General features: G+C 67.5%; 23 protein-coding genes. 7 read left to right on the top strand and 16 right to left on the bottom strand.

Annotation, left to right across the window (positions count from 1 at the left end; genetic code table 11):
* The first annotated feature begins 40 nt into the window (after positions 1–40).
* Complete coding sequence (locus ACE3QC_RS06510; RefSeq protein WP_374406412.1) at positions 41–2458, top strand: ABC transporter permease; 2418 nt, start codon at positions 41–43, stop codon at positions 2456–2458.
* 7 nt (positions 2459–2465) lie between these two features.
* On the opposite strand, the gene ACE3QC_RS06505 is transcribed toward ACE3QC_RS06510, so the two are convergent.
* A complete protein-coding gene (locus ACE3QC_RS06505) occupies positions 2466–3605 on the bottom strand; it encodes an ATP-binding protein (protein ID WP_374406410.1) in 1140 nt (379 codons plus the stop codon).
* The gene (locus tag ACE3QC_RS06500; RefSeq protein WP_374406408.1) at positions 3602–4831 is read right to left on the bottom strand and encodes a sigma-54-dependent transcriptional regulator; all 1230 of its coding nucleotides are present in this window, start codon (positions 4829–4831) and stop codon (positions 3602–3604) included. The genes ACE3QC_RS06505 and ACE3QC_RS06500 overlap by 4 nt, the downstream gene beginning before the upstream one ends.
* Before the next feature lie 135 nt (positions 4832–4966).
* On the opposite strand from ACE3QC_RS06500, the gene ACE3QC_RS06495 reads away from it, so the two are divergent.
* From ACE3QC_RS06495 to ACE3QC_RS06480, 4 genes are read left to right on the top strand one after another with little or no spacing between them, the layout of a single operon-like run.
* Entirely contained in the window at positions 4967–6250 is a 1284-nt protein-coding gene (locus ACE3QC_RS06495) for an efflux RND transporter periplasmic adaptor subunit (RefSeq protein ID WP_374406406.1), read from the top strand.
* Between the two features lie 15 nt (positions 6251–6265).
* Positions 6266–6943: an ABC transporter ATP-binding protein gene (locus ACE3QC_RS06490; RefSeq protein ID WP_374406404.1), complete on the top strand. Its 678-nt coding sequence runs from the start codon at positions 6266–6268 to the stop codon at positions 6941–6943.
* Between the two features lie 13 nt (positions 6944–6956).
* Positions 6957–9374, top strand: a complete 2418-nt coding sequence (locus ACE3QC_RS06485) for an ABC transporter permease (RefSeq protein WP_374406402.1) — start codon at positions 6957–6959, stop codon at positions 9372–9374.
* Positions 9367–10614: a TolC family outer membrane protein gene (locus tag ACE3QC_RS06480; RefSeq protein WP_374406400.1), complete on the top strand. Its 1248-nt coding sequence runs from the start codon at positions 9367–9369 to the stop codon at positions 10612–10614. Before ACE3QC_RS06485 ends, ACE3QC_RS06480 begins: the two co-directional genes overlap by 8 nt.
* 213 nt (positions 10615–10827) lie before the next feature.
* Here the strand turns inward: ACE3QC_RS06480 and ACE3QC_RS06475 are convergent, their stop codons facing one another.
* Positions 10828–11766: a DUF5996 family protein gene (locus ACE3QC_RS06475; RefSeq protein ID WP_374406398.1), complete on the bottom strand. Its 939-nt coding sequence runs from the start codon at positions 11764–11766 to the stop codon at positions 10828–10830.
* A complete protein-coding gene (locus tag ACE3QC_RS06470) occupies positions 11763–12110 on the bottom strand; it encodes a winged helix-turn-helix transcriptional regulator (protein WP_374406396.1) in 348 nt (115 codons plus the stop codon). The genes ACE3QC_RS06475 and ACE3QC_RS06470 overlap by 4 nt, the downstream gene beginning before the upstream one ends.
* Before the next feature lie 117 nt (positions 12111–12227).
* Between ACE3QC_RS06470 and ACE3QC_RS06465 the strand changes: the two genes are divergently transcribed.
* Positions 12228–13091, top strand: a complete 864-nt coding sequence (locus ACE3QC_RS06465) for a pirin family protein (RefSeq protein ID WP_374406394.1) — start codon at positions 12228–12230, stop codon at positions 13089–13091.
* A gap of 147 nt (positions 13092–13238) precedes the next feature.
* On the opposite strand, the gene ACE3QC_RS06460 is transcribed toward ACE3QC_RS06465, so the two are convergent.
* The 4 genes from ACE3QC_RS06460 to ACE3QC_RS06445 are packed head-to-tail and all read right to left on the bottom strand — an operon-like array spanning position 13239 to position 17590.
* Positions 13239–13526 (bottom strand): DUF3325 domain-containing protein, encoded by a 288-nt coding sequence (locus tag ACE3QC_RS06460; RefSeq protein ID WP_374406393.1) that lies wholly within the window; start codon positions 13524–13526, stop codon positions 13239–13241.
* A complete protein-coding gene (locus ACE3QC_RS06455; protein ID WP_374406391.1) occupies positions 13523–15088 on the bottom strand; it encodes a PepSY-associated TM helix domain-containing protein in 1566 nt (521 codons plus the stop codon). The genes ACE3QC_RS06460 and ACE3QC_RS06455 overlap by 4 nt, the downstream gene beginning before the upstream one ends.
* Entirely contained in the window at positions 15085–15405 is a 321-nt protein-coding gene (locus ACE3QC_RS06450; protein ID WP_374406389.1) for a hypothetical protein, read from the bottom strand. The genes ACE3QC_RS06455 and ACE3QC_RS06450 overlap by 4 nt, the downstream gene beginning before the upstream one ends.
* A 13-nt stretch (positions 15406–15418) precedes the next feature.
* Positions 15419–17590 (bottom strand): TonB-dependent siderophore receptor, encoded by a 2172-nt coding sequence (locus ACE3QC_RS06445; RefSeq protein WP_374406387.1) that lies wholly within the window; start codon positions 17588–17590, stop codon positions 15419–15421.
* Between the two features lie 267 nt (positions 17591–17857).
* Between ACE3QC_RS06445 and ACE3QC_RS06440 the strand changes: the two genes are divergently transcribed.
* Positions 17858–19621: a DUF885 family protein gene (locus ACE3QC_RS06440; RefSeq protein ID WP_374406385.1), complete on the top strand. Its 1764-nt coding sequence runs from the start codon at positions 17858–17860 to the stop codon at positions 19619–19621.
* 54 nt (positions 19622–19675) lie between these two features.
* Here ACE3QC_RS06440 and ACE3QC_RS06435 read toward each other — a convergent pair whose 3' ends face one another.
* The 8 genes from ACE3QC_RS06435 to ACE3QC_RS06400 form a co-directional block, all read right to left on the bottom strand.
* Positions 19676–20458 (bottom strand): NUDIX domain-containing protein, encoded by a 783-nt coding sequence (locus ACE3QC_RS06435; protein ID WP_374406383.1) that lies wholly within the window; start codon positions 20456–20458, stop codon positions 19676–19678.
* 281 nt (positions 20459–20739) lie between these two features.
* Positions 20740–21066 (bottom strand): Grx4 family monothiol glutaredoxin, encoded by a 327-nt coding sequence (grxD, locus tag ACE3QC_RS06430; protein ID WP_374406381.1) that lies wholly within the window; start codon positions 21064–21066, stop codon positions 20740–20742.
* Between the two features lie 36 nt (positions 21067–21102).
* Positions 21103–21336, bottom strand: coding sequence for a BolA/IbaG family iron-sulfur metabolism protein (locus ACE3QC_RS06425; RefSeq protein ID WP_374406379.1), 234 nt, complete (start codon positions 21334–21336; stop codon positions 21103–21105).
* A 7-nt stretch (positions 21337–21343) separates the two neighbouring features.
* Entirely contained in the window at positions 21344–21667 is a 324-nt protein-coding gene (locus ACE3QC_RS06420; RefSeq protein WP_374406377.1) for a DUF1476 domain-containing protein, read from the bottom strand.
* A gap of 73 nt (positions 21668–21740) precedes the next feature.
* Positions 21741–22739, bottom strand: a complete 999-nt coding sequence (locus ACE3QC_RS06415; RefSeq protein ID WP_374406376.1) for an NADPH:quinone oxidoreductase family protein — start codon at positions 22737–22739, stop codon at positions 21741–21743.
* Positions 22736–23338 carry a 3-isopropylmalate dehydratase small subunit gene (leuD, locus tag ACE3QC_RS06410; protein WP_374406374.1) on the bottom strand — a complete coding sequence of 201 codons (603 nt, stop codon included), beginning with the start codon at positions 23336–23338 and terminating at the stop codon, positions 22736–22738. The genes ACE3QC_RS06415 and leuD overlap by 4 nt, the downstream gene beginning before the upstream one ends.
* The gene (locus tag ACE3QC_RS06405) at positions 23338–23508 is read right to left on the bottom strand and encodes an isopropylmalate isomerase (protein ID WP_374406372.1); all 171 of its coding nucleotides are present in this window, start codon (positions 23506–23508) and stop codon (positions 23338–23340) included. Before ACE3QC_RS06405 ends, leuD begins: the two co-directional genes overlap by 1 nt.
* Before the next feature lie 40 nt (positions 23509–23548).
* Entirely contained in the window at positions 23549–24013 is a 465-nt protein-coding gene (locus ACE3QC_RS06400) for a DNA-deoxyinosine glycosylase (RefSeq protein ID WP_374406370.1), read from the bottom strand.
* Positions 24014–24029: the final 16 nt, after the last annotated feature.

The following is a 24029-nucleotide window of genomic DNA, read 5'->3' as shown; positions in this document are numbered from 1 at the left end:
TAGACTGTTCGCCGACCAACAGGCCAGCGGAACTCAGACCATGAACGCCTTTCTCACGCTCTACCGTTCCTTCAGTCGCCATCCACGCTTCGCGCTGCTCAACCTGTGCGGCTTGGCCTTGGGTATCGCGGTGTTCCTGGTTCTGTTCCTGTTCGTGCGCTTCGAAACGAGTTTCGACCGAACATTGCCCGGGTCGGACGAAATCTGGGTCGTCGACCGCAGCTTCCAGTTCGGCGCGGCGCCCCCGGTCGACATTCCCTCGCGCTTCGAGATGCTGCCGCTGATGCAGAGCGACTATCCGGGCACGCAGGGCGCGCGGCTGATCAGCGGCAAAGTCACCGTGCATAGCGGGGGACGGGCGGTGACCGAACAGCTGGCGCTGGCCGATCCATCGTATTTCGAGCTGTTCCCACTTCCCGCCATCGCCGGTTCGCCGCAGCAGGCGCTGGAGCGGCCAGGCGACGCGGTCGTGACCGAAAGCTTCGTGCAGGATTATCTGAGGCCCGGCGATCCCATCGGGCAGACGGTCGATATCACACTCGGTGAGGAACGGCGCGTGCTTCGCGTCGCCGCCGTGATCCGCGACCTTCCGGCGGCGATGTCCTACCGCAACGACATCTTCGCGCACCTGACGCAAGCGGAGAGCGACAACCCCAGATTCGGCGGGCTCGTCACTTTTCTGCGCTTTGCAACCACGGAAGTAGCCGAAGCGCGGATCGCCGATCTGGACGCGTTCAACCGGCGGCATCCCGATCCGAATTTTTCCGGTCCCGCAGCGGACGTGGTGAAGATCACCGATCGGATCATTCCCCTGGCCAGCGTGCATCTGGAGGAACCGCGCGACCGGCTGGTCGTGGCCACGCTCGGCGCCGTCGGCCTGATCGCGCTGGCGCTCGCGATCGTGAACTACGTCAACCTTTCGACCGCACGGGCCGATCTGCGTGCGCGGGAAGTGGCGATGCGCAAGGTGCTCGGCGCACGGCGCGGCGCGCTGATCCGGCAGCTGATGGGCGAATCGCTGGCGGCGGCGTGCGTCGCCGGGTTGCTGGGCCTCGCGCTGGCCGAAATGGCGCTGCCGATCGTCAACGCCGCGGGCGGGATGGAACTGGCGATCGTCTACTGGGGGCAGGACAGCATCCTGCCGCCGGTGCTGGCCGTGGTGCTGGTGACCGGGTTGATCGCGGGAATCTATCCCGCTTTCGTCATCTCGCGCTTCCAGCCCGCCTCGGTCCTCGTCTCGACGCAGTCGCCCGGCACGGGACGGCGGGGCAAGTTGCTTCGTTCGGCACTGGTGGTCGGTCAGTTCGCCATCGCAATCGCGCTGATGATCGGCACCGGCGTGCTGCTGGCGCAGGCGCGGCATCTGCAGACCTCCGACCTCGGCTTCCAGCGTGACGGGTTGGCGGTGCTGCCCGCGTTCGCCAACCAAAACCTCGACCCTGCGCAGCGCGCCGCGATCCGGCGCGATATCGCCGCGCTGCCCGGCGTCGCCGGAACGGCCACGTCGGCGGTGATACCGGGCGGGGGTTCGTTTTCCATCATCAACGTGAGCCGCGAAGGGGAAGAACGCCAGTTTCTCGAAGGGCTGGTGGGTCCGCAATTTCTCGACGTCTACGGAGCGAGGCTGGTGGCCGGCCGTCCGTTCGATCCGAGCCGCTTTCCTGCCGATATCAGAGAGCCCGACCCGCCGCCCGGTCCCGACGGCGCCATTCGGCGCGATTTTCGCGAGCACAACGCGATCGTCAATCGGTCGGCAGTGCGTGCGTTCGGATTCGCATCGCCCGAAGCGGCGGTGGGGCAAACCTTGTCCGGCGGCGGAGACGGCGTGACCATCGTGGGCGTCATCGACGATCTGCGGTTCGACGATCCGCGCAAGGCCGTGCAACCGCAGGCATATTACCTGCGGATGGACAATGCCTTCTCAGCGGTGCTGGCGGTGCGGTATACCGGCGCGGATCAGCCGCTGCTCGCAGCGATCGAGCGGATCTGGCACGCCCGCGCCGGGGCGATCCCGTTTGACGGCCTCACGGCGAACCGTTCGCTGTACGAGAAGTTCTACGAAGCCGATCTCCAGCGTTCGCGTCTGTTCACGCTGGGCGCGGTGCTGGCGGTGGCGATCGGTTGCCTCGGGCTCTACGGCCTCGCCGCGTTCGACACCGCGCGCCGGGTGCGCGAGATCGGGATCAGGAAAGCGCTCGGCGCCTCCACGCGCGATATCATGGGGCTGCTGATCGGCCAGTTCCTGCGCCCGGTAGTGATCGCGAACCTGATCGCCTGGCCGATCGCCTGGCTGGCGATGCGCCGCTGGCTCGCGGGGTTCGACGATCGCGTGGCGCTGTCGCCTGCGTTCTTCGCCGGTGCGAGCGTGCTGGCGCTGCTGATCGCCGGGGCCACCGTGTTCGGGCAGGCATGGCAGGTGTCGCGCGCGACGCCCGCAAAGGCGCTACGCAACGAATAACCGCTGGTCACCCCGGCAGCGTCAGCCGGAACGTTGTGGGCCGGGTGTCCGCCAGTTCCAGTGTGCCGCCGTGGGCATGGGCGATCTGGCGTGCGAGCGAGAGCCCGATGCCCGAACCTTCGGGCTTGGTCGTATGGAACGGGCGGAACACCTGCGCCCGGCTTTCGGGCGGAACGCCGGGGCCGTTGTCGCTGACCGCGATGACGAGCTGACGGGCATCGCGGGCAAGCGACAGGCCTACGCGGGGCTGCTCGGCGTCGCTCGCGGCCTCGGCGGCGTTGTGGAGCAGCGCCCACACCGCGCGGTCGATCTGGTCACGGTCCATCGGCCACGCGCCGTCGACGAACACCTCGGTCACGAGTTCGATCGCGGGCCAGCGGCCGGCGAACGTGCGCGCCTGATCGTCTGCAAAACGTCTGAGCGGAACCGGCGCGGGGGCGGGTTCGGGCAGGCGCGCGAGGTCGCGATAGCCGCTGGCGAAGCGCTGCAGCCCCTCGGCGCGCCGCGCGAGCAGTTCGAGAATTTCGCGCAGCAGTCCGGGGGCCTTCGCCGCCCTTGCGCTATCGGCCAGCGAGACGATGGGTGCCAGGCCGTTGAGCAGCTCGTGACCGAGGATCTCGATCAGTTCGGCGCTGGCGCGCGCTTCGGCGACGCGTTCCTCGCGCTCGAAATCGATCAGCGCGGCGACACTCGTCGAGGACCCGCCCGACGCATCGATCCGGTCGATCCGCCATTGCCGTCCCTCGTGCCGCAAGTGCTTGGCTGCGGGATCGAGCAGCGCGGGCGGCGGGGGAACGATGCGGTCGTCGGTCGCGAAGATCGCGCGCGCCGCGCGGTTCAGAGCACGCGCGGTATCCCCTTCGATCGCCAGCAGAGGGGTGGGCGCGGCGTCGAGCAGCAGACGTTGCATCACCGCGCGGTCGTCGGTCGGATCGCTGGGGCTAGCGTATTGGCCCGATCCTCCGCCAGCGGGCGGGCGCGCCGCGTTCCACCAGGCAAGGCCCGCCAGCCAGAGCACGGCGAGCCCCGCTCCGGTCAGCAGGCCCCAATATCCGCGCGTCCAGGCGAATGCGGCGACGATCCCGCACCCGGCGAGCATCAGCCCGAGCGCCGCCGCGCGCCAGCCGCGTCTGGTGTAGAGCGTCACAGTCCGTAGCGCTCCATCCGCCGATACAGCGCGCCGCGGCTGAGCCCCAGCGCCCGTGCCGCATGGCTGACATTGTGACGATGCTCGGCCAGCGCGGCGGCGATCATCGCCTTTTCCGAGCGGTCGAGATCGTAGTCGCGCTCGGCATTTCCGGCTCGCTCTGCAAGGGCGGGCGATGCAGCGGGAGACAGCGTCGCCGCGTCCACCACGCCGCTATCGGCCAGCAGCACCGCGCGCTCCATCGCCAGCGCGAGGCCGCGCACCTCGTCGGGCCAGTCGGTGGTGCGGATCGCGGCCTCGGCGGCTGGGGTCAGCCGGGGGACGGGCCGTCCGAAGCGCTCCGCCGCCGTGCGCAGGAAATGGTCGGCGAGCAGCGGGATATCGCCTGTTCGCTGCGCTAGTGGCGGCATCGCCAGTTCGACGGTCGCGATGCGGCGGCGAAGTGCCGGCGAAAGCTCCGCGACACTATCGCCGATGGCTATGGCGCGGGCATCGGCGGGCAGGCGCGCGAGCAGCCGGCCCTGCGCGATCTCGTCCAGTCGGTCGGCATGGCGCAGGGTCACCGTGCCGCGCGCCCCGTCCAGCGCTGCCCACGCGGCCTCGTCGCGCAGGTCGATCCGCAGCGGTGGCGTCGCGGTGTGGGCCGACGCAGCGTGGAGCGCGAGGGCGGCGAGCGTGCGCCCCGCGCCCGGTGGCCCCGTCACCGCCACGCCCGCCTCGGTCGGCCCGACCCGGCGGACGAGATCGCGCAGAGCCTCCATTGCCGGGTCGTTGCCCAGCAGGCGGGGCTGGGCGACGGTCTTGTCCGCCACGGCTGTTCTGCCGACGACGGGCGCGGCAGGCCGGCGGGCGATCGCCGCCTCCACCTTGGCGATCAGGTCGGCGTTGTTCCACGGCTTGACCGCGAAATCGCGCGCGCCCGCCTGCATCGCGGTTACGGCGGTGCGCATTCCGCCGTGCGCGGTCAGGACGACGACGCAGGCGGAGGGATCGTCCGCCATGATCCGCTTGAGACACGCCAACCCTTCGCGCCCGTCGGTCTTGCCCGCGGTGAAGTTGAGGTCGAGCACGATCGCATCGTAGTGTCGCCTTGCAAGGCGGGAGAAGGCCTCCTCGGGCGTCGGTGCGATATCGAGCGCGTGGCCCGCCATCCCGAAGGCGATCTCCATCGCCCGCGCGACCGCCGGATTGTCGTCGATCAGCAGAATCGCTCGGCCCGATCGCACGCTTGACTTGCCATCGGGCTGTCCATTTGCGGACAGTGTGTCCGCCGCCGGACGGTTGCCTGCTTCATCATCATCGGAAAGTCTTTTATTCATAGTGCTTTAGGTGTTCAGCCCAATGTCGGCGATACTGGCCGCATGATGACGCAAGCTGCCGAACAGGCAAATACTTCTTCAGGCGCGGGAATGGACCGCCGGGTCGAGAAGCCGCGCGCGCCGTGGTGGCGCAGCCGCCGGGTGCTGATCGCGCTCGGCGTGCTCGTGCTTGCGGTGGCGGGCTGGCGCGCGCTGCCGGCCAGCGGATCGACCGACGTTGCTGCCGCCGATATCCAGACGGGCGAGGTGACCCGCGCACCGTTCGACGATTACCTGCCGCTGCGTGCCACCGTCGTGCCCGCTACCACCACGCTGGTCGGGGTGATGAGCGGGGGGCAGGTGCAGGAACTGCTGGTGCAGGATGGCGCACTGGTGGCCAAGGGCCAGCCGCTCGCCAGCCTCGCCAACCCCGAACTGCGGCTCCAGGTGCTGAGCCAGGAAGCGCAGATCGCCAGCCAGCTCGGCGGCGTTGCGGGGGAGAACCTGGGCATCCAGCGCACCCGCGTGGACCGCGCCGGGCAGGTCGCGCAGGCCGAATACGACCTCATCCGCGCGCGCCGCGATCTCGATATCCGGCAGCAGCTTCACGACAAGGGCTTCGTTTCCGACGCGGGGGTGAAAAGCTATCAGGAGGAGGTCGATTACCAGACGCGACGGGTCGCGCAGTTGCAGAGCGGCAGCGTGGCCGAACGGCGGATCACCGCCACGCAGGGGGCGATGCTCGACGCCACGCGCGCGCGCCTGCAGAACAATCTCGCCGCCGTGCGCGGCAGCCTCGACGCGCTGACCGTCCGCGCGCCGATGGCGGGGCGACTGACCAATTTCACCCTGCAACCGGGCCAGACGCTCGCACCCGGCGATCCCGCCGGGCAGGTCGACAGCGAAGGCGAATGGAAGCTGGAGGCCGACGTCGACGAATATTACCTCGGCCGGGTCGAGGTGGGGCAAACGGCGCAGACGGCGGACGGTGCGCGCCTCACCGTCAGCAAGGTGCTGCCTACGGTCACCGAGGGCCGCTTCCGCGTGGAGCTGACGTTCGACACCGTGCCGGGCCAGGCGCTCAACCGCGGGCAGACGCTGGACCTGCGAATCACGCTGGGCGCGGCGCGGCAGGCGCTGATCGCGCCGGTCGGCGGCTGGCTGAGCGGCGGCGGCTCCAGCGTCTTCGTGCTCGATCCCGATGGCGACCACGCGCGCCGCACCCGCGTGGAGATCGGCCGCCGCAATCCGCGCCAGGTGGAGATCCTGTCGGGCCTGAAGCCCGGCCAGCGCGTCGTCACCAGTAATCTCTCGCAGGTCGACGGCGACCTCATCAACATCCGCTGAACGGGGGAATTACCCATGATCCGACTTGAGAACATCGAACGCCGCTACATTTCGGACGAAGTCGAGACGACCGCGCTCGCCGAAGTGAACCTCGCCGTGGCAGAGGGCGAATTCCTCGCGATCATGGGGCCTTCGGGTTGCGGCAAGTCCACCCTGCTCAACACGCTGGGCACGATCGACCGGCCCACCGGCGGCCAGTACTGGTTCGAGGACCGCGATCTCGCCGATCTGCCGGAGGCGGAGCTGGCGAAGTTTCGCGCCGCGCGGCTCGGCTTCGTGTTCCAGAGCTTCAACCTGATCGACGAACTGACGATCGAGGAGAACGTCGCGCTCGGCCTCACCTATCGCAAGGACGGTGGGAAGAAGGGCGAACGGGTCGCGGCCGCGATGGATACCGTGGGCATCGCCCACCGTGCGCGCCATTTCCCGCACCAGCTTTCGGGTGGGCAGCAGCAGCGCGCCGCCATCGCGCGCGCGATCGTGGGCGATCCCAAGCTGATCCTCGCGGACGAGCCGACCGGCAACCTCGACACCGCGAACGGGGAGCAGGTCATGAACATCCTCACCGCGCTGAACGATGCGGGCGCGACGATCGTGATGGTCACCCACTCGCCCAGCCACGCCGACATGGCCAAGCGCCGGATCGACATGCTCGACGGCCGCATCGTCGCCAGCGCCGCGCGCGCGATCTGACGGGGGACGGACGATGAATCGCTTCGCGCTGCTCTCGCTCTACCGCTCGCTGACGCGGCACAAGCTCTACGCCGCGCTCAACATCGGCGGGCTGGGGCTGGGCATCGCGGTGTTCCTCGTGCTCGGTCTCTACGTCCGCTTCGAAACGAGCTTCGAGGAATGGCTGCCGGACAGCGATGAAATCTACGTCGTGCAGACCGAATGGAAAGCGCCGGGCCAGCCGTTCACCGGCCGCTTCCACTGGACGATGGGTGGGCTGCTTGATCAGCTGCGCGAGGATTTTCCCGGGCTGGTCGGCGCCCGCATCCAAGGAAACGGCGCCATCGTGCTGCGTGATGGCAATGCGGTGGCCGAAGATGCCGCGCGGGTCGACGAAACGTTCTTCGATGTGTTCGACCTGCCGATGGTGGCGGGACAAGGGCGGGGCGCGCTCTCGGACCCGGGCAACATCCTGCTCTCCGAAGCCACCGCCCGCCGCTATTTCGGCGACGGCGAGGCAGTGGGGCGATCCATGACGCTCACTACCGACGGCGAGACGCGCGCTTATCGCGTGGCGGGGGTGTTCGCGGATCTGCCGGCCAATACCGATCTGGAATTCACCATCCTCACCCGAATGCCGGACCAGGTCGATACCCAGTACTGGTACAACTGGGGCAGCACTTCGGTGCAGACGTTCGTGCGCTTCCCGGCGCGCGAGGCTGCCGATGCTCTGGACGAACAGATGCCGGGGTTCGTCGCGCGCAGAGGCGCGGCCAGTTTCGGCGACAATGCGAACGAAGACATGGGCATCAACCTGCTCCCGCTGGAGAGCATGCACCTGACGCCCGAAGGGCGCGAGAGCGCCAGCCGCAAACTCACCGTGACCACGCTCGGTCTCGTGGGGCTGCTGACGCTGCTGATCGCGATCGTCAACTATGTGAACCTTGCCACCTCGCGTGCGGCGCTGCGTGCGCGCGAAGTGGCGATGCGCAAGGTGCTGGGAGCGGACCGGCGCGCGCTGATCCGGCAGTTCCTGACCGAAGCGACCGCGACCGCCGCGCTCGCGGCGCTGATCGGCCTGATCCTCGCCGAAGTGAGTCTGCCGCTGATAAACGCCGCGGGCGGGCTGGAACTGTCGATCACCTATCTCGGCACCGGCGGGGTAATCCTGCCGCTGGCGCTGCTCGTTCTGATCGTGGGACTGATCGCGGGCGCGTATCCGGCGTTCATGCTTTCGGGCTATCGCGCGGCAGCGGTGCTGGCCTCCACCAGATCGCCGGGCGGCGGGCGCGCGGGAACGCGGGTGCGCCAAGCGCTGGTGGTGTTCCAGTTCGCGCTGGCGATCGCCTTCATGATCGGCACCGCCGTGCTGTTCGCGCAGACGCAGCACTTGCGCAACGCCGACCTCGGCTATCAACGCGACGGGCTGCTGCTGGTGCGCTCGCTGGCATGGGCCGAAGACCCGGCCCTGCGCCGCAGCCTGTTGCGCGGCTTTGCGGAGATACCTTCGGTCCGTTCGGTCACCGTCAGCGATTCGGTCGCCGGCGGTACGGGCTACAACAACGTCGATTCGTTCGGCACCGACAGCGAACCGCCCATCTCCATGCGCCGGGTAGCGACAGGGCCGGACTTCTTCGAGACCTACGGCACGCGCGTGCTGGCAGGTCGGCCGTTCGGCAGCGCGCAGCGAATGGATGATTCGACCGATCTGGAATGGGAAGAGCCGCGCAATATCCTCGTCAACCGCACACTGGCACGTACGCTGGGTTACGATGACCCCGCCGAGGCCGTCGGGCAGCAACTGGGCCACGGCGCACCGCCGCGCACGATCGTCGGTGTGGTGGAAGACATGCGCTTCCTCTCTCCGCGCGAACCGCTCGATCCGACATATTACACCTACTATTCCGAGGAGGTGGACGTCCCCGTGGCCACCTTGCGCTTCAGTGGCGATCCGCGCGCGGTGATCAAGGCGGCGCAAGCCGTGTGGCAGCGCACGGCGCCGCAGGCTCCCTTCGAAGCCGAGACCGGCGTGCAGAGCCTGCAACAGTTCTACGAGGCCGATGACCGGGCCATGCGCCTGTTTGCCATCGGGGCCGGGCTGGCGGTGCTGATCGGCGTGGTCGGGCTGTGGGGCCTCGCCTCTTTCAATACCGCGCGGCGGGTGAAGGAGATCGGCGTCCGCAAGTCGCTCGGCGCGTCGGCGGGCGATATCGTGAAGCTGCTGGTCGGCCAGTTCCTGCGCCCGGTTGTGATCGCGAACCTGATCGCCTGGCCGCTGGCGTTCTTCGCGATGCAGCGCTGGCTGGCGGGCTTTGCCGACCGGATCGCGCTGTCGCCCGTCTATTTCATCGGCGCCAGCCTGCTCGCCGTCGCCATCGCGGTGCTGACCGTGCTCGGCCAGTCGCTGCGCGCGAGCCGCACCGCTCCGGCCTGGGCCCTGCATCATGACTAGATGGGCGTGGCTGCCGTTAGCTGCGCTCGCCGCTGCGCCCGTGCAGGCCGAAACGCTGCGCGAGGCGATCGCCGCCGCCTATGCCACCAATCCCGATCTCGCCGAGGCGCAGGCGCGACAGGATGCACTGGCCGAAGCGCCCGAGCAGGCGCGGGCGGGCGGGCGGCCGACCGTCTCGGTCGATGCGGGCGCGGGCTACGACAGCATCGGCAGCGGCAATTCGGGCAGCGCGACCATCCGCTCCAGCCTGCCGATCTGGACCGGGGGTCGCGTGTCCTCCGCAGTGCGCGCGGCCGATGCCGATGTCGCCGCCGGAGAGCAGCGCGTGCGCGATCGCGAGGCTGCGGTGCTCGAGCGAGTGGTGATCGCCTATGCCGACGTATTGTTCGCGCAGGAAGCGGTGGAGGTGGCGCGGATCGGGATCGAGCGGCTCGATCGGCAGGTGGAGGAAGCACAATCGCGTTTCGACTTGGGAGAGGCGACGCGCACCGATGTCGAGCAGCTGCGCGCCCAGCGCGCGAGCGTCGTCGCCAACCTCGCCGACGCGCAGGCCGCGCTGATCGCAGCGATAGCAACATACCGCGCCGTGGTGGGTCAGGAGCCGGATGCGCTCGTCGCGGACGTGCCACCGCCGCAGGCGCTACCCGGCGACCTGTCTGCGGCGCGCGCCTCGGCCGAAGCGACCAACCCCCTGCTGCTCGAGCAGCGCCGCATCGCGGATGCCTCGGGCGCGCGGATCGACCAGGCGCGGGCGGAGCGGGCGCCCGTGCTGGAGCTTGCCGGCGGCTATGGCCGCGGCGCACAGCTTTCCGGCGGCAACCTCTACGGCTTCGAAAGCGCCGCCACGGTCGGTCTTTCGCTGCGCGTGCCGCTGTTCACCGGCGGCCTCGTACCGTCACGCGTGCGCGAGGCCGAGGCGACTTACCGTGCTGAAAGTTTCGCGGCGGAAGCGGAGCAGCGTGAGGCATTGCGCAACGTGGACACCGCCTGGGCCGGGCTGGGCGCCGCGCGGCTGCGCCTCACCGCGAACGAGGAGGGGTTGGCCGCAGCCCAACTGGCGCTCGAAGGCGTGCGGGCCGAATACGAATTCGGCCTGCGCTCGACCATCGATATTCTGCTCGCGGAACAAAGCTACCGCGCCGCGCAACTGGCACTCGCGCGCGCGCGCAGCGACGTTCTGATCGCGCAGGCTGCGGTGCTGCGAGCCAGCGGGAGGCTGGATCGCAACGCGTATTCATAGGGGCGGCTCGGCTTCAATACCGTGCCACCCATTCCGCGCTGACGGATTCAACCGATGCAGGACGAAGAGCGTTAGCGCGGTCGCGGCGATCAGCCCACAGTTGACCACCGCCGCCGAAGGCGACGCGAGAATAGCGGTTCTCGCCGATCCCGACGGGCATCAGATCGAACTGATCCAAACGTCACCCAAAGACCGCTCAACGGCCCAGGAGAGCTAGGTAATGGAGCGGGGCTGGCCCTTCCGGCCCATCGCGCAGGTCAGTCCGTCATCCCAGTCCGCCAGGGTCGCTGCCGCCGCGAAGGTGGACTCGAGGAATTCCAGTAGTGCCGCGCGCGGGTCTGCGGCGGAGCGGACCGCTTCGTACGGGAGCACGAATTCGCCCAAATCCTTGTCGAACCTCGCCGCCGCGGGCTTCACGGATTGCTCGGCGAACCCCTCGGGTGTCGGGTAGGCGTACGAATAGAAGCAGGGCTCGTCGATCCCGCCCCCGCCGGGCCAGAAGCCGGCGGAGCTGACTTCGTGACTGTAGGCTTCGCGCGTCACCGCGTCGGGCAGGTTGGGGATGCCGCCGGGGTGAAGCGGGGCCGGCTTGCCCGAAAACCGCGTCACGGCAACATCGAAGCTTCCCCAGAACAGATGGACCGGGCTGACCTTGCCGAGGAATCCGGTGCGGAATTCGTTGAACACCGCGTCGATCCGAACCAGCGCGCGATGGAACCGGGATACGGCTTCGGCATCCCACGGCCGCGCGGCGGTATCCTCGGCAAAGGGAACCGCCTTGGGCAGTTCGTTGGGGAAGCCATGATACTCGGGCGAGCCGCCGAGGGCAGCGATCGTTTGTCTGAACCTGCTGTCGAACGCGGCGACCGACATGGGCTCGAGCGGGAAGCCGTCGCTTTTTCCGGTCGGGCACGAGGCGACGAGGCGCTGGCGGTGCAGATCGAACTGGACGGTGACCCCGGGGCCGTCGGGGATCAGCCCGGTCGTGAGCCCGTCGGCGTTGATATACAGCGTCGCGTGCCACGAGTGATTGACCCAGGGGGTGTGGGCCAGCCGATACTTGCCGACGATCTGCGTGTAGAGGTGCAGGGCCGCGCAGCTATCCTTCCACGGCGCGAACGGAATGGTCGGCCATTCGGCATTGTCGGTCACTGCGTATCTCCTTGGTTGCCATCGGACCGGGCCAGGGCCCATTCCTCCATCGCCTGCAAGACCGGTCGGAGGCTGCGCCCGCGATCGGTGAGCGAGTAGTCGACACGCGGCGGAATCTCGCCATAGTCCTGGCGCTGCACCAGCCCGTCGGCCTCCATCTCCTTGAGCGTTTTCGACAGCGTGCGATGCGTGATCGCGCCCAGCCGCCGCTGCAATTCGTTGAAGCGCAGCGAACCTCCCATGAGCCAGAATATGACCATCGGGCGCCATTTGCCGGAGAGGAAATCGAGCGTCCGTTCCGCCGGGCAGTGCCAGCCGTCCTTCGGGGCTTCGGACCGGGCCATTGCGGTATCCTGTTGGACCGTACTTGCTGTCATGTCAGCACGTACATATGTTGCGTCCGACACGAAAGCAATGCCCCGGGGCGGGGCGTAAATACGCCCCTTCGAAAGGCAAAGGCGATGAAGACACTCGACACGATCCTGCGCAACGACAAGGCCCACTGGGTAGGCGACGGCTTCCCCGTGCGCTCGCTGTTCAGCTATCACGGCGATACCGCCGTCATCAGCCCTTTCCTGCTGTTCGACTACGCCGGGCCGTGGAACTTCGAGCCCGTGAAGGGGCACCCGCGCGGAGTGGGCGAACATCCGCACAAGGGCTTCGAGACCGTGACCATCGTTTATGACGGAGAGGTCAGCCACCGCGATTCTACCGGCGGGGGCGGGACGATCGGGGCCGGCGAGGTCCAGTGGATGACCGCCGGTTCGGGCGTGCTGCACGAGGAGTTCCACTCGCCCGGCTATTCGAAGGCCGGGGGCCCGTTCCGCATGGTGCAACTGTGGGTCAACCTGCCCGCGCAGGACAAGCTGACGCCCGCCAAGTATCAGGCGATCACGCGCGACATGATCGACGAAGTCACGTTCGAAGGTGGCCGCGCGCGGATAATCGCGGGCGAGTTCGACGCCACGAAAGGGCCCGCCAGCACGTTCACGCCGATCAACTTGTGGGACGTCCGGCTCGATGCCGGGGCGGATGTCACACTGCCGTTGCCTGAAGGCCATACCACGATGATCGCGGTGCTTTCGGGCCACGTCACGATCGACGGAAGGGGCGTCGGCGAGGCAGAAATCGCGCGTCTCTCCAGCGATGGCGAAGGCGCCGGGATCAAGGCCGACGGCGATGCCATGCTGCTGGTGATGACCGGCGAGCCGATCGACGAACCGGTGTTCGGCCACGGCCCCTTCGTGATGAACACCGAGGCCGAAATCCGTGAAGCGATCGCGGAGTTTACCTCGGGCAAGTTCGGCGCGCTTGCACCGGCCTGACCCGTTCGTCGGAGAATGGCGGGGGCCGGGACGGTCTGTCGGCAAGGTGGTCGGGATCGGAGCCCAAGAGGGCAGGGACCTCGCGGCGACGGTGTCGATTGCCTTGCCGACGACGCGCGGGCACCCGGCCACGGGCCCTCGCGAGCCTCAGCGCGGTGCGGAATTTCGCGCCGAGCGAACCGTCAGGCCCGCCATGACCAGCACCGCGCCCACGCTGGTCAGCGCCACCCATTCGAGCGTGCCATGCGCCCAGCCCGAATTGTTCGTCGCGACCGGATATGCCAGCGCCAGGCACGCGATGCCGGCGTAGCGCGTGCGCTTCGCCGCTCTTGCGGAAAGCCGGCGTCCGATCAGAACCCGCTGATGCCGGTCGCGCGCCACGCACAGCAGCGCGAAGCCGGACGTTGTGAGCACGAGAACAAGCAGATGGATCATACGGCCTCCGTCATGGCCGAACGATTATGGGAGCGCCGGTTCGGGCGCGCCTTCATGTCCGGCTTTCGCCGCGCGACCTTCAGCGCCGCCCAGCCCAGACCGGCGGCAAGAACCACCATCGTCGAGTCGAAGACGGCGAACACCGTGTCGCCGTGTGTGAGACTCGCCGCCAGCGAGCGATCGGTGGTGAGCGCGCTGACGATCGGGACCAGTGCGAAGGCGATCGCCGCCGCGCCCAGCGCTTCGGGCCACGTACGCCGCGCCGGGCGCGCGACGGACCACACGAGCACCGCGCCCCAGGCAATGAAGAACGCGCCGATCTCGCGGTCGCCGCGCCCGGCGATGCCGAGCGGAAGGAGGCGATTGGCGAGGAAATAGACCGCGATCGCCAGCGGCAGCCCGGCGATCGCCGCGACGTTCAGCTTTTCGACCAGGCGGAACCCGAAATGCGGCCGATCTGGTTCGGGCAGCTTCGCGCGGCGTTTCACTGTCCACAGGATCAGGCCCGAAGCGACCATCACGCAGCCCGCGACCCCGGACACGAAGTACAGCGCGCGCAGCACGGCGCTCGCGAACCGCCCGGCGTGAAGCCCGATCATCGTGCTTTCGGTGGCAGCCGCCGCGCCATCGGGATCGTGCGCATCGACGATCTCGCCGGTCGTCCCGTCGAACGTCAGCGTGCGCGGGCGGGCCGACATGCGCGTATCGGGCGCGCTCGACACGATCACCCGCGCCGTCCGGTCGCCGGGATTGAGTACGCGCAAGCCGCCGGCCTCAGCCCCCCAGCTGCGCTCGGCCCGTTCGACCAGCGGCGCGATCGGCACCAGCGGCGCGGGCCCGGTCTTTTCCTCGGGCATCGGCCAGGGGAGCGCGTCGTTCCAGAATTGGCCTTCTTCGGCGTAGTTGGCGGAGATTCCCCACGGCATGTACTGCGTCGCGAGCGTCACCAGCCCGGTATAGGTGATCATCAGGATGAAGGGCAGGAACAGCACGCTCGACGCCGTGTGCGCGTCGAGCCAGCTTCGCTGCCCCTTGCCGGGCCGGAACAGGAAGAAATCCGCGATGATCTTCTTGTGGGTCACGATGCCGCTGAGGATCGCGACCAGCATCGCCATCGCAGCGATGCCCACGATCCAGCGCGCCCAGTACCAGTTGATGTAGTGCAGGTCGTAATGGAAGCGGTAGAGGAACGCGCCCCCCATCGTCTCGCGCGCTTCGACTTCCCGCCCGGCACCGTCCAGCCGCGCCGAGGTTGGCGCGTCAGCCGGCGTGCCGGGACCGGGCGCCCAATAGAGTTGTAGCCCCGCGGTGCGCTTCCCCGCCGAATAGGCCGACCATTCGCTGGCGTCGGGCGCTTCGCGTTCGAGCCAGCGCACCGCGGACACGAAGCCGCTGGACGGATCCGCCGGCACGCCGCGCACCTCGGGCGTCATCCAGCGCGTGATTTCCTCCTGAAAGAACGACGCAGTACCGGTCACGAAGATCGCGAACAGCAGCCAGCCGAGCAGCAGCCCGGTCCAAGTATGGAGCCAGGCCATCGACTGGCGAAAGCCGCTCTTCACAGTCGGCCGCCCCATGCGATCAGGCACCAGTCGGCCAGTCCGGCGACAAGCCCCGTGGCGACCATCCCGAGCCACAGCTTCCCGACCGAGCGGACCCCGAATGCGGCCATCGCCAGCCCGGCGAAGATCGCGAAGGAGAACAGCGTCGCGCCCATCGAAGCCTGGATCGGCCCGCCCGGCAGCAGCCGCGCAAGCAGCACCGTAAGCGCGCTCGTCACCAGATAGTTGAGCGGGACGGCGGCGAGCGTTCGCACGGCGACCCCGCGCCACTGTCCGCGCCGGGCGATCCTTGCCCTGTTGCCCGATGCCGCCGTCACGACAGCCGCCCGATCAGAACCCGTAGCGCACGGTCGCGAGGACATTGCGCGGTTCGCCGTAGATATAGCCGCCGAACCAGGAATTGGTGTTGTAATACGTCTCGTCGAACAAGTTGTTGACATTGACCTGAAGCGAGAGCCGCTCGGTCAGCGCAAAGGCGGCCAGCAGGTTGACGAGGGCATAGGGCTCCTGGCCGACCGGCTCGATCTCGCCGGTGGCGGGATTGGGCGCGGTCTGCGGCGGGCGGTTTTCCCAGCGCATCGAGCCGCCGAGGCTGAACCCATCGAGCGCGCCGCCGAATTCGTACTTGGTGGCCATGCGGAACACCTTGCGCGGCTGGTGCGCCTGCACGTCGACCCCGTCCGGGTCCTCCGCCTTGAAGTGGCTCCACCCGATGCTGATGTCCCACGCGGGGAGCACCTCGCCCTGCATCTCGAGTTCGTAGCCTTCCGAGACGACGCCCTGCGCCGAGCGCGAGGCGACGTCGGTGGTGCCGGGCACGAAGTATGGATCGCCCGTTGCGGGATCGATGTCGGGAACCGCGAAGTTGTTCTGCTCGATCCGAAACACCGCGGCCGAAGCGCGCAGCCGTCCGCCCATCAGGTCGGCCTTCAATCCCGCCTCGTAGTTGTTGCCTTCGAGCGGGTCGAGATAGCGGCCGTCGCGATCGCGCGCGGTCTGCGGATTGAAGATGCTGGTGTAGCTCGCATAGGCCGAGAACATGTCGTTGAAATCGAAGATCAGGCCGGCATAGGGCGTGAACACGTTCTCGTGTTCGATGCGATAGGCTTCGGGCGTGTAGAGCGCTTCCTCCTCGTCGCGCGTCCACGAGCTGAGCCGTCCGCCCGCGATCAGCTTCAGCGGGTCGAGGATCTGGAAGCGCGTCGCGGCATAGACGGCGGTCTGTTCGGTCGTGCCGAACCCGCTCATTCGGTAGCGTTCGCCCCATTCGGGTTCGGGATAGCTGCCGTCCCAATCGTGGAAATCGCCCAACGGCGCGACCGTGCCGTCGATCGGATCGCGGTTGGTCCAGCCGCCCTCGAGATGGCTGTACATCGCGCCGACGACCAGTTCGTGCGCGCGGCCGAAGAGCGAATAGCCGCCCTTGACCTGCAGGTTCGCGCTCCACTGCTTCGGCTCGGACAGATACCAGTAGGGCCAGATGTCCATGCCTTCGCCCGACTCGCGATCGGGCGCGCCCGACAGCCAGATGAGCTTGGAATCCTCCATCTGCTCGAAATAGGAGACGTCGCCACGCAACTGCCAGCCGCCGCCCAGTTGATGATCGAGCGATACGAAGGCCGACTTCTCGACCGTATCCCACGCGTTCCAGTCCGCGCCGGTAGTCGTCGAGCGCGGCCAGTCCGGGCGCGATCCGTCGGTATACCAGTAGGGCAGCTGCGCCCACATCACGCCGTCGCGCTCGTCGCGCTGATAGCTCGCTCCCGCGCGCACCGTCGTGCCCGGCCCGAGATCGGCAGCGACCGTGCCGTAGAGCGTGACGCCGTTGCTGCTTTCCAGATCGACGAAGGCGTCCTGCGTATAGACTTCGGCGGCGAAGCGCGCGCGCGCCGAACCGTCGCTCGTCAGCGCTGCGCCGACGTCGACCATGCCCGACAGCCGATCCCACGAACCCGCTTCAAGCGTGATCTCTCCGGTCAGCCTGCGCGCATCGGCCTGCTTGCGCACCATGTTGATCGACGCCGACGGTTCGCCCGCGCCCTGGAGCAGGCCGGTCGCGCCGCGCACCACCTCGATCCGCTCGTAGAGCGCGGTGCTGGTTTCCTCCAGCCCGACATTGCCCGTCGCGAACGGCAGCCCGTCGAGCTGGAAGTTGGTGATGTCGAAACCGCGCGCGGACAGGAGGTTGCGGCCCCGGTCGACCCGTTTCACCGAAAGGCCGGTGGTATATTCGAGCACGTCGGCGACGGTCGAGGCGGCCTGGTCGTCGATCTGCTCGCGGGTGATGATCGTGATCGACTGCGGCGTCTCGCGCGGCGTCAGGTCGAGCCCGGTCGCGGCCGAATTGCTCTCGATACCACGGCCATAGACGACGATGACGTCCTGATCGAAGACTTCGTCCTCGGTCTGTGTTTCGGGGCTGTCCTGCGCGAGCACCGGGGCACACAGGGCTCCGGATGCGAGCAGGGCGAACTTGACGACGGGACGAAGCGAACGGACCATTTGACCCCCAGGGAATCCAAGAAGGCGCGCCGCCTATCGCAACTGCGAGTGAGACGCAATAGTGGTAGTTGAGCGTCAGTTTTATCGGATTGCGCCGACACAGATGGACGTCGGCTCGCACCGGCGTTAGGCCGAAGGAGAAGGTCCACAATACGAAGAGGTCAGCTGATGAAGCCGGTTCTTGCTGCCACATTGATCCTGCTTGCGACGACCGGCTGTGCGACCACCTCTCCATCCCGGCAGGGCGCCGAGGCATCGGCCGCTGCCATGTCTGCACCCGCGGCTCGGCCTTCGACCGCTACGGCTGCCGAGGACGAGCGGCTTCTGAGCTTCCTCGATGCGGCGTTCGAAGAGCAACTGGCGCGCTCGCCCCAGGCTCTCACCGGGCTGGGCCGCAAGAACCAGTACGACCGGCTTGACACATACACGGACGCTTATCGCCAGGAGGGGCTCGACCTCGCCCAGCGCCAGCTTGCGGATCTGCGCGCGCAGTTCGATCCGGCCGGTTTGAGCCCGGACAGCCGGCTGAACTATCGGATGTTCGAAGAAGAGCTCGAGCAGGAGATCGCCTCGTTCAAGTGGCGCTGGCATGCCTTTCCCGCGAGCACCAATGGCAGCCCGGCCGGCTCCATACCCGTGTTCCTGATCAATCAGCACCTGGTCGATAACGTGGCGGATGCCGAGGCCTACATCGCGCGCTTGCGGGAGGTCGAGCGGGTGATGACCGAAATTACCGCGAATATGCGCTATCAGGCGAGCATCGGCATCGTCCCTTCCGCGTTCAATTTCGCGCCGGTTCGCGAAGATGCCCGGCGCGTTTTCGCCGGCGCTCCGTTCGAGGCGGGCGACGACACGCCGGTCTTCGCCGACTTCAAGGTGAAGGTCGCCAAGCTCGATGCCCCGCAAGACGAGAAGGACAGGCTCGTCGCGCAAGCGCGCGAGGCGCTGACCGGGCCGGTCCGGAGAGGCTATCTGGCGTTTCTTTCGACTTGGGATGCGCTCGAGGGGCAGAGCCAGGGCAACCGCGGGGCTTGGGGCCTGCCGCAAGGCGCGGAGTTCTACGCCAACCGCCTGAAGGAATCGACGACCACCGACCTGTCCGCCGACCAGATCCATGAAATCGGGCTGGAGCAGGTTGCACGCATCCATGGCGAAATGGAGCGGATCAAGTCGGACGTCGGATTCAGCGGTTCGCTGCAGGACTTCTTCAAGCACATCACCACCGGGCAGCGGTACAAGTACCCGAACACGCAGGCCGGGCGTCAGCAATATCTGGCCGATGCAAACCAGTACATCGCGCAGGTCATGGCGAAAGCGCCGGACTATTTCCGGCGGTTGCCCAAGGCGCCGCTGGAGGTTCGCGCAGTGGAGACCTGGAGGCAGGAAACCGCCCCGGTGGCGTTCTACAACAGCCCGTCCGAAGATGGTTCGCGCCCCGGCATCTACTATGTGAACCTGGCCGACATGAACCAGGTGCTCAAGCCCCAGACGGAGGCGATCAGCTATCACGAAGGCGCGCCGGGTCATCACTTCCAGATCGCTCTCGCGCAGGAATTGCCGGACCTGCCGAAGTTCCGCCGGTTCGGCGGCTATGGCGCTTACGCCGAAGGATGGGGGCTCTATGCGGAGGGGTTCGGCAAGGAGATGGGGTTCTACGAAGACCCCTATTCGGAGTTCGGGATGCTTTCGACCCAGCTATGGCGCGCGGTCCGGCTGGTGACCGACACCGGCATCCATTCCAAGCAATGGACGCGCGAACAGGCGATCGAGTACTTCCTCGAAAATGCCCTCCTGTCGGAACGCGATGCCGCCAAGGAAGTCGAGCGCTACTTCAACTGGCCCGGGCAGGCGACGAGCTACATGATCGGGCAACTCAAGATTCTCGAGCTTCGAACCCGTGCTCGCGAGGCGCTGGGGCCGCAGTTCGACATCCGCGACTTCCACGGCGTCGTCCTGGAGAACGGCTCGGTTCCACTGGATGTGCTAGAAGATCTGGTCGACGAATATATCGCAGGCGAGCGTCCGAACTGAGACCGCGATCGGAGTGCGATCGAGCACGCAACCGCCTCCCGGTTTCGATACGCCTCAGCCGCGGTTGAGGCCCTCGAGCCGTTCGGCGGTTACTGGATAGCCTGCGTCGGCGGGAATGCAGAGCCAGCGCTCGCCGTCGCGCTGTTCGAGGAACGGGGTTATCGTGCGCGGAGGGTAGGTCGCGCAATCGCGTAGTGCGGCGCTGAAATCGTCGAACCCGGCCAGCCGCTCCAGGTTGCGGCGGGTGGGGAAAATAACCGTCAATTCGCCGCGGTCGGCGGCATCGAGCGCAGCCTGCGCGGTGATCCAGAACAGCCGGGTGTTCTCGGTTTCGTCGATGGTCACGTCCACCGCACCGGTCCCGAGGTCGGCCAGATAGAACCGCGTGTCGAACACGCGCGGAAGCTGCTCGTTCTTCGGATGCCAGCGCGAGAAGGGCACGATCGCCTCGAGATCGAGCGACCAGTCCATCGCCTCCAGCACGGGGGCGAGCGCGCCGGTTTCCAGCAGCATCGCCCGCGCAGCGCGCGCGCGCGCGGCATCGATCGATCCGCCCAGGCCGACCGCGAGGCCGGTTTCCTCCAGCGTTTCGCGGATGGCGGCGATCCGATGTGCCGCTTCGTCGACGCCGGCGGCATCGTCGAAGGCTGCCAGGCCCTGCGCGAGCACGCGATCGGCCTCGTCGACACGACCGCCGGGAAAGACTGCGGCCCCACCGGCGAAGCGCATCGCGCGCGCGCGTGTCACCATCAGCAGTTCGGGCGGGCCGCCGGTCGGGCCGTTGCGGAAGATTACGATCGTGGCGGCGGGAATGCCGGAGGCGGACGTCTCGCTCATCGCGCCGACTGTGCCGTCCGGCCGGCGGCTTGCCAAGCGGGTTTCGAGGTGTCGGTTTTTCTGACACATTCGCGGTGCGTTAATTCTCGTTCACTATCGTGCGCCGCAGCAATCCGGAGATAGGGGAAACTGGCACGAGCCATGCATCGCACGTGATACCCCCCGTGGTCTTCGAAACGAGGCGGCGCCACCCCCCAAGTCTCCGGCGCCGCCTCCCCGAAAACGGCAAAGGCCCGCTCCGGCATCCCGGAGCGGGCCTTTGTCGTCGGGCGCGTGAAAGTTCAGGCTTTCGCGACCGCCTTTTCGTCCAGCATCTGCTGCAATTCCCCGGCCTCGAACATTTCCATCAGGATGTCGCTGCCGCCGACGAATTCGCCCTTCACGTAAAGCTGGGGGATCGTCGGCCAGTCCGAATAGGTCTTGATGCCCTGTCGCATCTCCATGTCCTGCAGCACATCCACGCTGTCGTAGGCGACGCCGCAGTGATCGAGGATCGACACCGCGCGGCTGGAAAAGCCGCATTGGGGGAACAGCGGGGTGCCCTTCATAAACAGGACCACGTCGTTCTTGTCGACGATGTCGGTGATGCGCTGGTTGATATCGGCCATGGGTAATTCCACTCGGGTATTCATACGGTAAGCGATTCAGGTGGGCACTTCGGTCGTGAGTTGCAAGGCGTGGAGCACGCCGCCCATCTTTCCGCCGAGCGCGTCGTAGACCATCTTGTGCTGCTGCACCCGGCTCTTGCCCGCGAATTGCGGAGCGGCGACGCGCGCTGCCCAATGATCGCCATCGCCGGCAAGGTCGGTCATCGTCACGTCCGCGCCGGGCAGGGCCGCACGGATCATGCCTTCGATTTCGGGGCCGGACATGGGCATGGGGCGATCAGCTCTCGCTCATGAGCTGGCGCCGGGCCTCGACCGCCTTTTCGTCGAGCTTGGCGCGGATGTCCGCTTCGTCCACGTCGACCTCGGCAGCGGTCAGATCGCCGAGCAGCTTGCGGATCACGTCCTCGTCGCCCGCTTCCTCGAAATCGGCCTGGACGACCGCCTTCTTGTAAGCGTCGGTTTCCTCGGCAGTCAGGTTCATCAGACCCGCGGCCCATTCCCCCAGCAGGCGATTGCGACGCGCGGCGACGCGGAACGCGGTATCCTCGTCCATCGCAAACTTGGCCTCTTCCGCACGCTTGCGATCGTTGAAGTCGGTCATGTGGTCCTCTCGGAATTGTTCGCGCGCCGGGATAGGCGCGCGCCCGCGCTCGGGCAAGCGCCCAATGGCCGCATCAGTCCATCGTCACCACCAGCTTGCCGACCGCCTGCCGGTTCTCGAGCTTCGCGATCGCTTCGCCGCCGCGATCGAGCGGGAAGGTTTCGGAAATCAGCGGGTCGATCTTGCCGGCCTGGAGCAGTTGGAAAAGTTCGTCGGCCTGCGCGCGATATTTCTCCGGTTCGCGCGCGGTGAAGGCGCCCCAGAACACGCCGCAGATATCGCACGACTTCAGCAGAGTGAGATTGAGCGGCATCTTGGCGATCCCCGCGGGGAAACCGACCACGAGGAAGCGACCCTCCCACGCGATCGAGCGCAGCGCGGGTTCCGAATACTGGCCGCCGACCACGTCGTAGACGATGTTCGCGCCTTCGGGCCCGCAGGCTTCCTTGAACTTGCCCGCCAGATCCTTGCTCGCGGCCTTGTCCATCTCGCCCTTGGGATAGATCACGATCTCGTCCGCGCCCGCCTTACGCGCGACCTCGCCCTTTTCCTCGCTCGAGACGGCGGCGATCACTTTCGCGCCGAACGCCTTGCCCAGTTCGACCGCCGAAAGACCGACGCCCCCCGCCGCGCCGAGCACCAGCAGCACATCGCCCTGCTTGATGTGCCCCCGATCCTTCAGCCCGTGGATCGTGGTGCCGTAAGTCATCATCAACGAGGCGGCCTTCTCGAACGGCACGCCTTCGGGCACCTTGAACATGCGGCCTGCGGCGACGCAGACCTTCTCCGCCAGCCCACCGTTGCCGATGCCGGCGAGCACGCGGTCGCCGACCTGCCAGCCTTCCACGCCTTCGCCCAGCGCCTCGATCACGCCTGCGATCTCGCCACCCGGCGCATAAGGGCGCTCGGGCTTGAACTGATAGAGGTCGCGGATCATCAGCGTGTCGGGAAAGTTGATCGCGCAGGCCTTCACGTCGACCAGTACCTGCCCCTTGGCGGGCGCCGGCACCTCGATTTCGTCGAGCGTCAGCGTGTCCGGACCACCGACGGCGTGGGTACGTAGGGCCTTCATGCGGCATTCTCCCGTGGTTGTGCCAGCCAGGGCATGTCGCATGCCTGACGTCGTTCGTATTCGGTGATGGCGGCGCCGCGTTCGAGCGTCAGCCCGACCTCGTCGAGCCCTTCGAGCAGGCAGTGCTTGCGAAAGGCGTCGACTTCGAACGCGAAGCGATCCTGGAACGGGGTGGTGACCGTCTGGCTTTCGAGGTCGATCGCAACCGGATCGGTGCGCGCGACTTCCAGCAGCCGGTCAACCTGGTCCTGCGGCAGCGCTACGGTGAGGATGCCGTTCTTGAACGCGTTGCCGCTGAAGATGTCGGAGAAGCTCGGCGCGATTACCGCGCGTACGCCCAGGTCGAGCATTGCCCAGGCGGCATGCTCGCGGCTCGATCCGCAGCCGAAGTTGTCGCCTGCGATCAGGATCGGCGCGCCGACGAAAGCGGGATCGTCAAACACGTTGCCCGGCTGCGCGCGCAAGGTTTCGAACGCGCCGCGCCCGAGGCCTTCGCGCGTCACCGTCTTCAGCCAGTGCGCGGGGATGATAACGTCGGTATCGACATTCTTGGCGCCGAGCGGAATCGCCCGGCCCTCGATGCTCGAGACCGGCTCCATCAGTCGGTTTCGGGCTTTTCGCCGGAAGGGATGGGACCGGGCTGGGCCGGCCGGTTCTTCGCCTTGCGCTTGGACGCGTAGAGCAGCGCCGCGGCGATCGCGGCGGAGCCGATCGCGGCGCCGGCCACCGCGGCCTTGCCGCCGAGCGAGGAGGGAAGCTTCTTGGTCATCCTACGGTCAATGGTAGGGTGGAGGAATCTTGGCAAGGGGTCATCCGAGGAAATCGCCTAGCCGCGCCCAAAGCCGCTCTTTCTCCGCCAGCGGCATCGCGGCATAGGCGGGGGACGAGGAGGGCAGGTCGATCAGTTGGAGCGTGCTGCCTGCAAGTTGCGGCCGCCCGATCGCGGCGGACTTGCGCCCGTTGAAAGCGACCGCGCGCAAGTGCGGCAAGGTGGCGGCGAGATCTGCCAGCGGCGCGTGCTCGGCCTCGCGGATCGCCGCGTCGAGGCTGCCGCTGCGGCGCGCCGAGGCGACCGTGTCCCACAGTGCAATGCCGCGCGCCTTGAGCGTTGCGAGCCGCGCGTCGTAGTCGAGCGAGGCGAGGTCCGCCCCGATCGCGCCGCCGACGAGATGCCAGAAGCGGTTCTGCGGGTGTGCATAGTAGCGTTGCGCGGCGAGCGATGCCTCGCCGGGCAAGCTGCCGAGGATCAGCACCCGCGCATCGGGCGCCGCCACCGGCGCGAAAGCGGAC

Origin of the sequence: Pelagerythrobacter sp. (genome assembly GCF_041912895.1) — a bacterium.
GTDB lineage: Bacteria > Pseudomonadota > Alphaproteobacteria > Sphingomonadales > Sphingomonadaceae > Pelagerythrobacter.
This window is presented reverse-complemented; position numbering and strand designations above follow the sequence as displayed.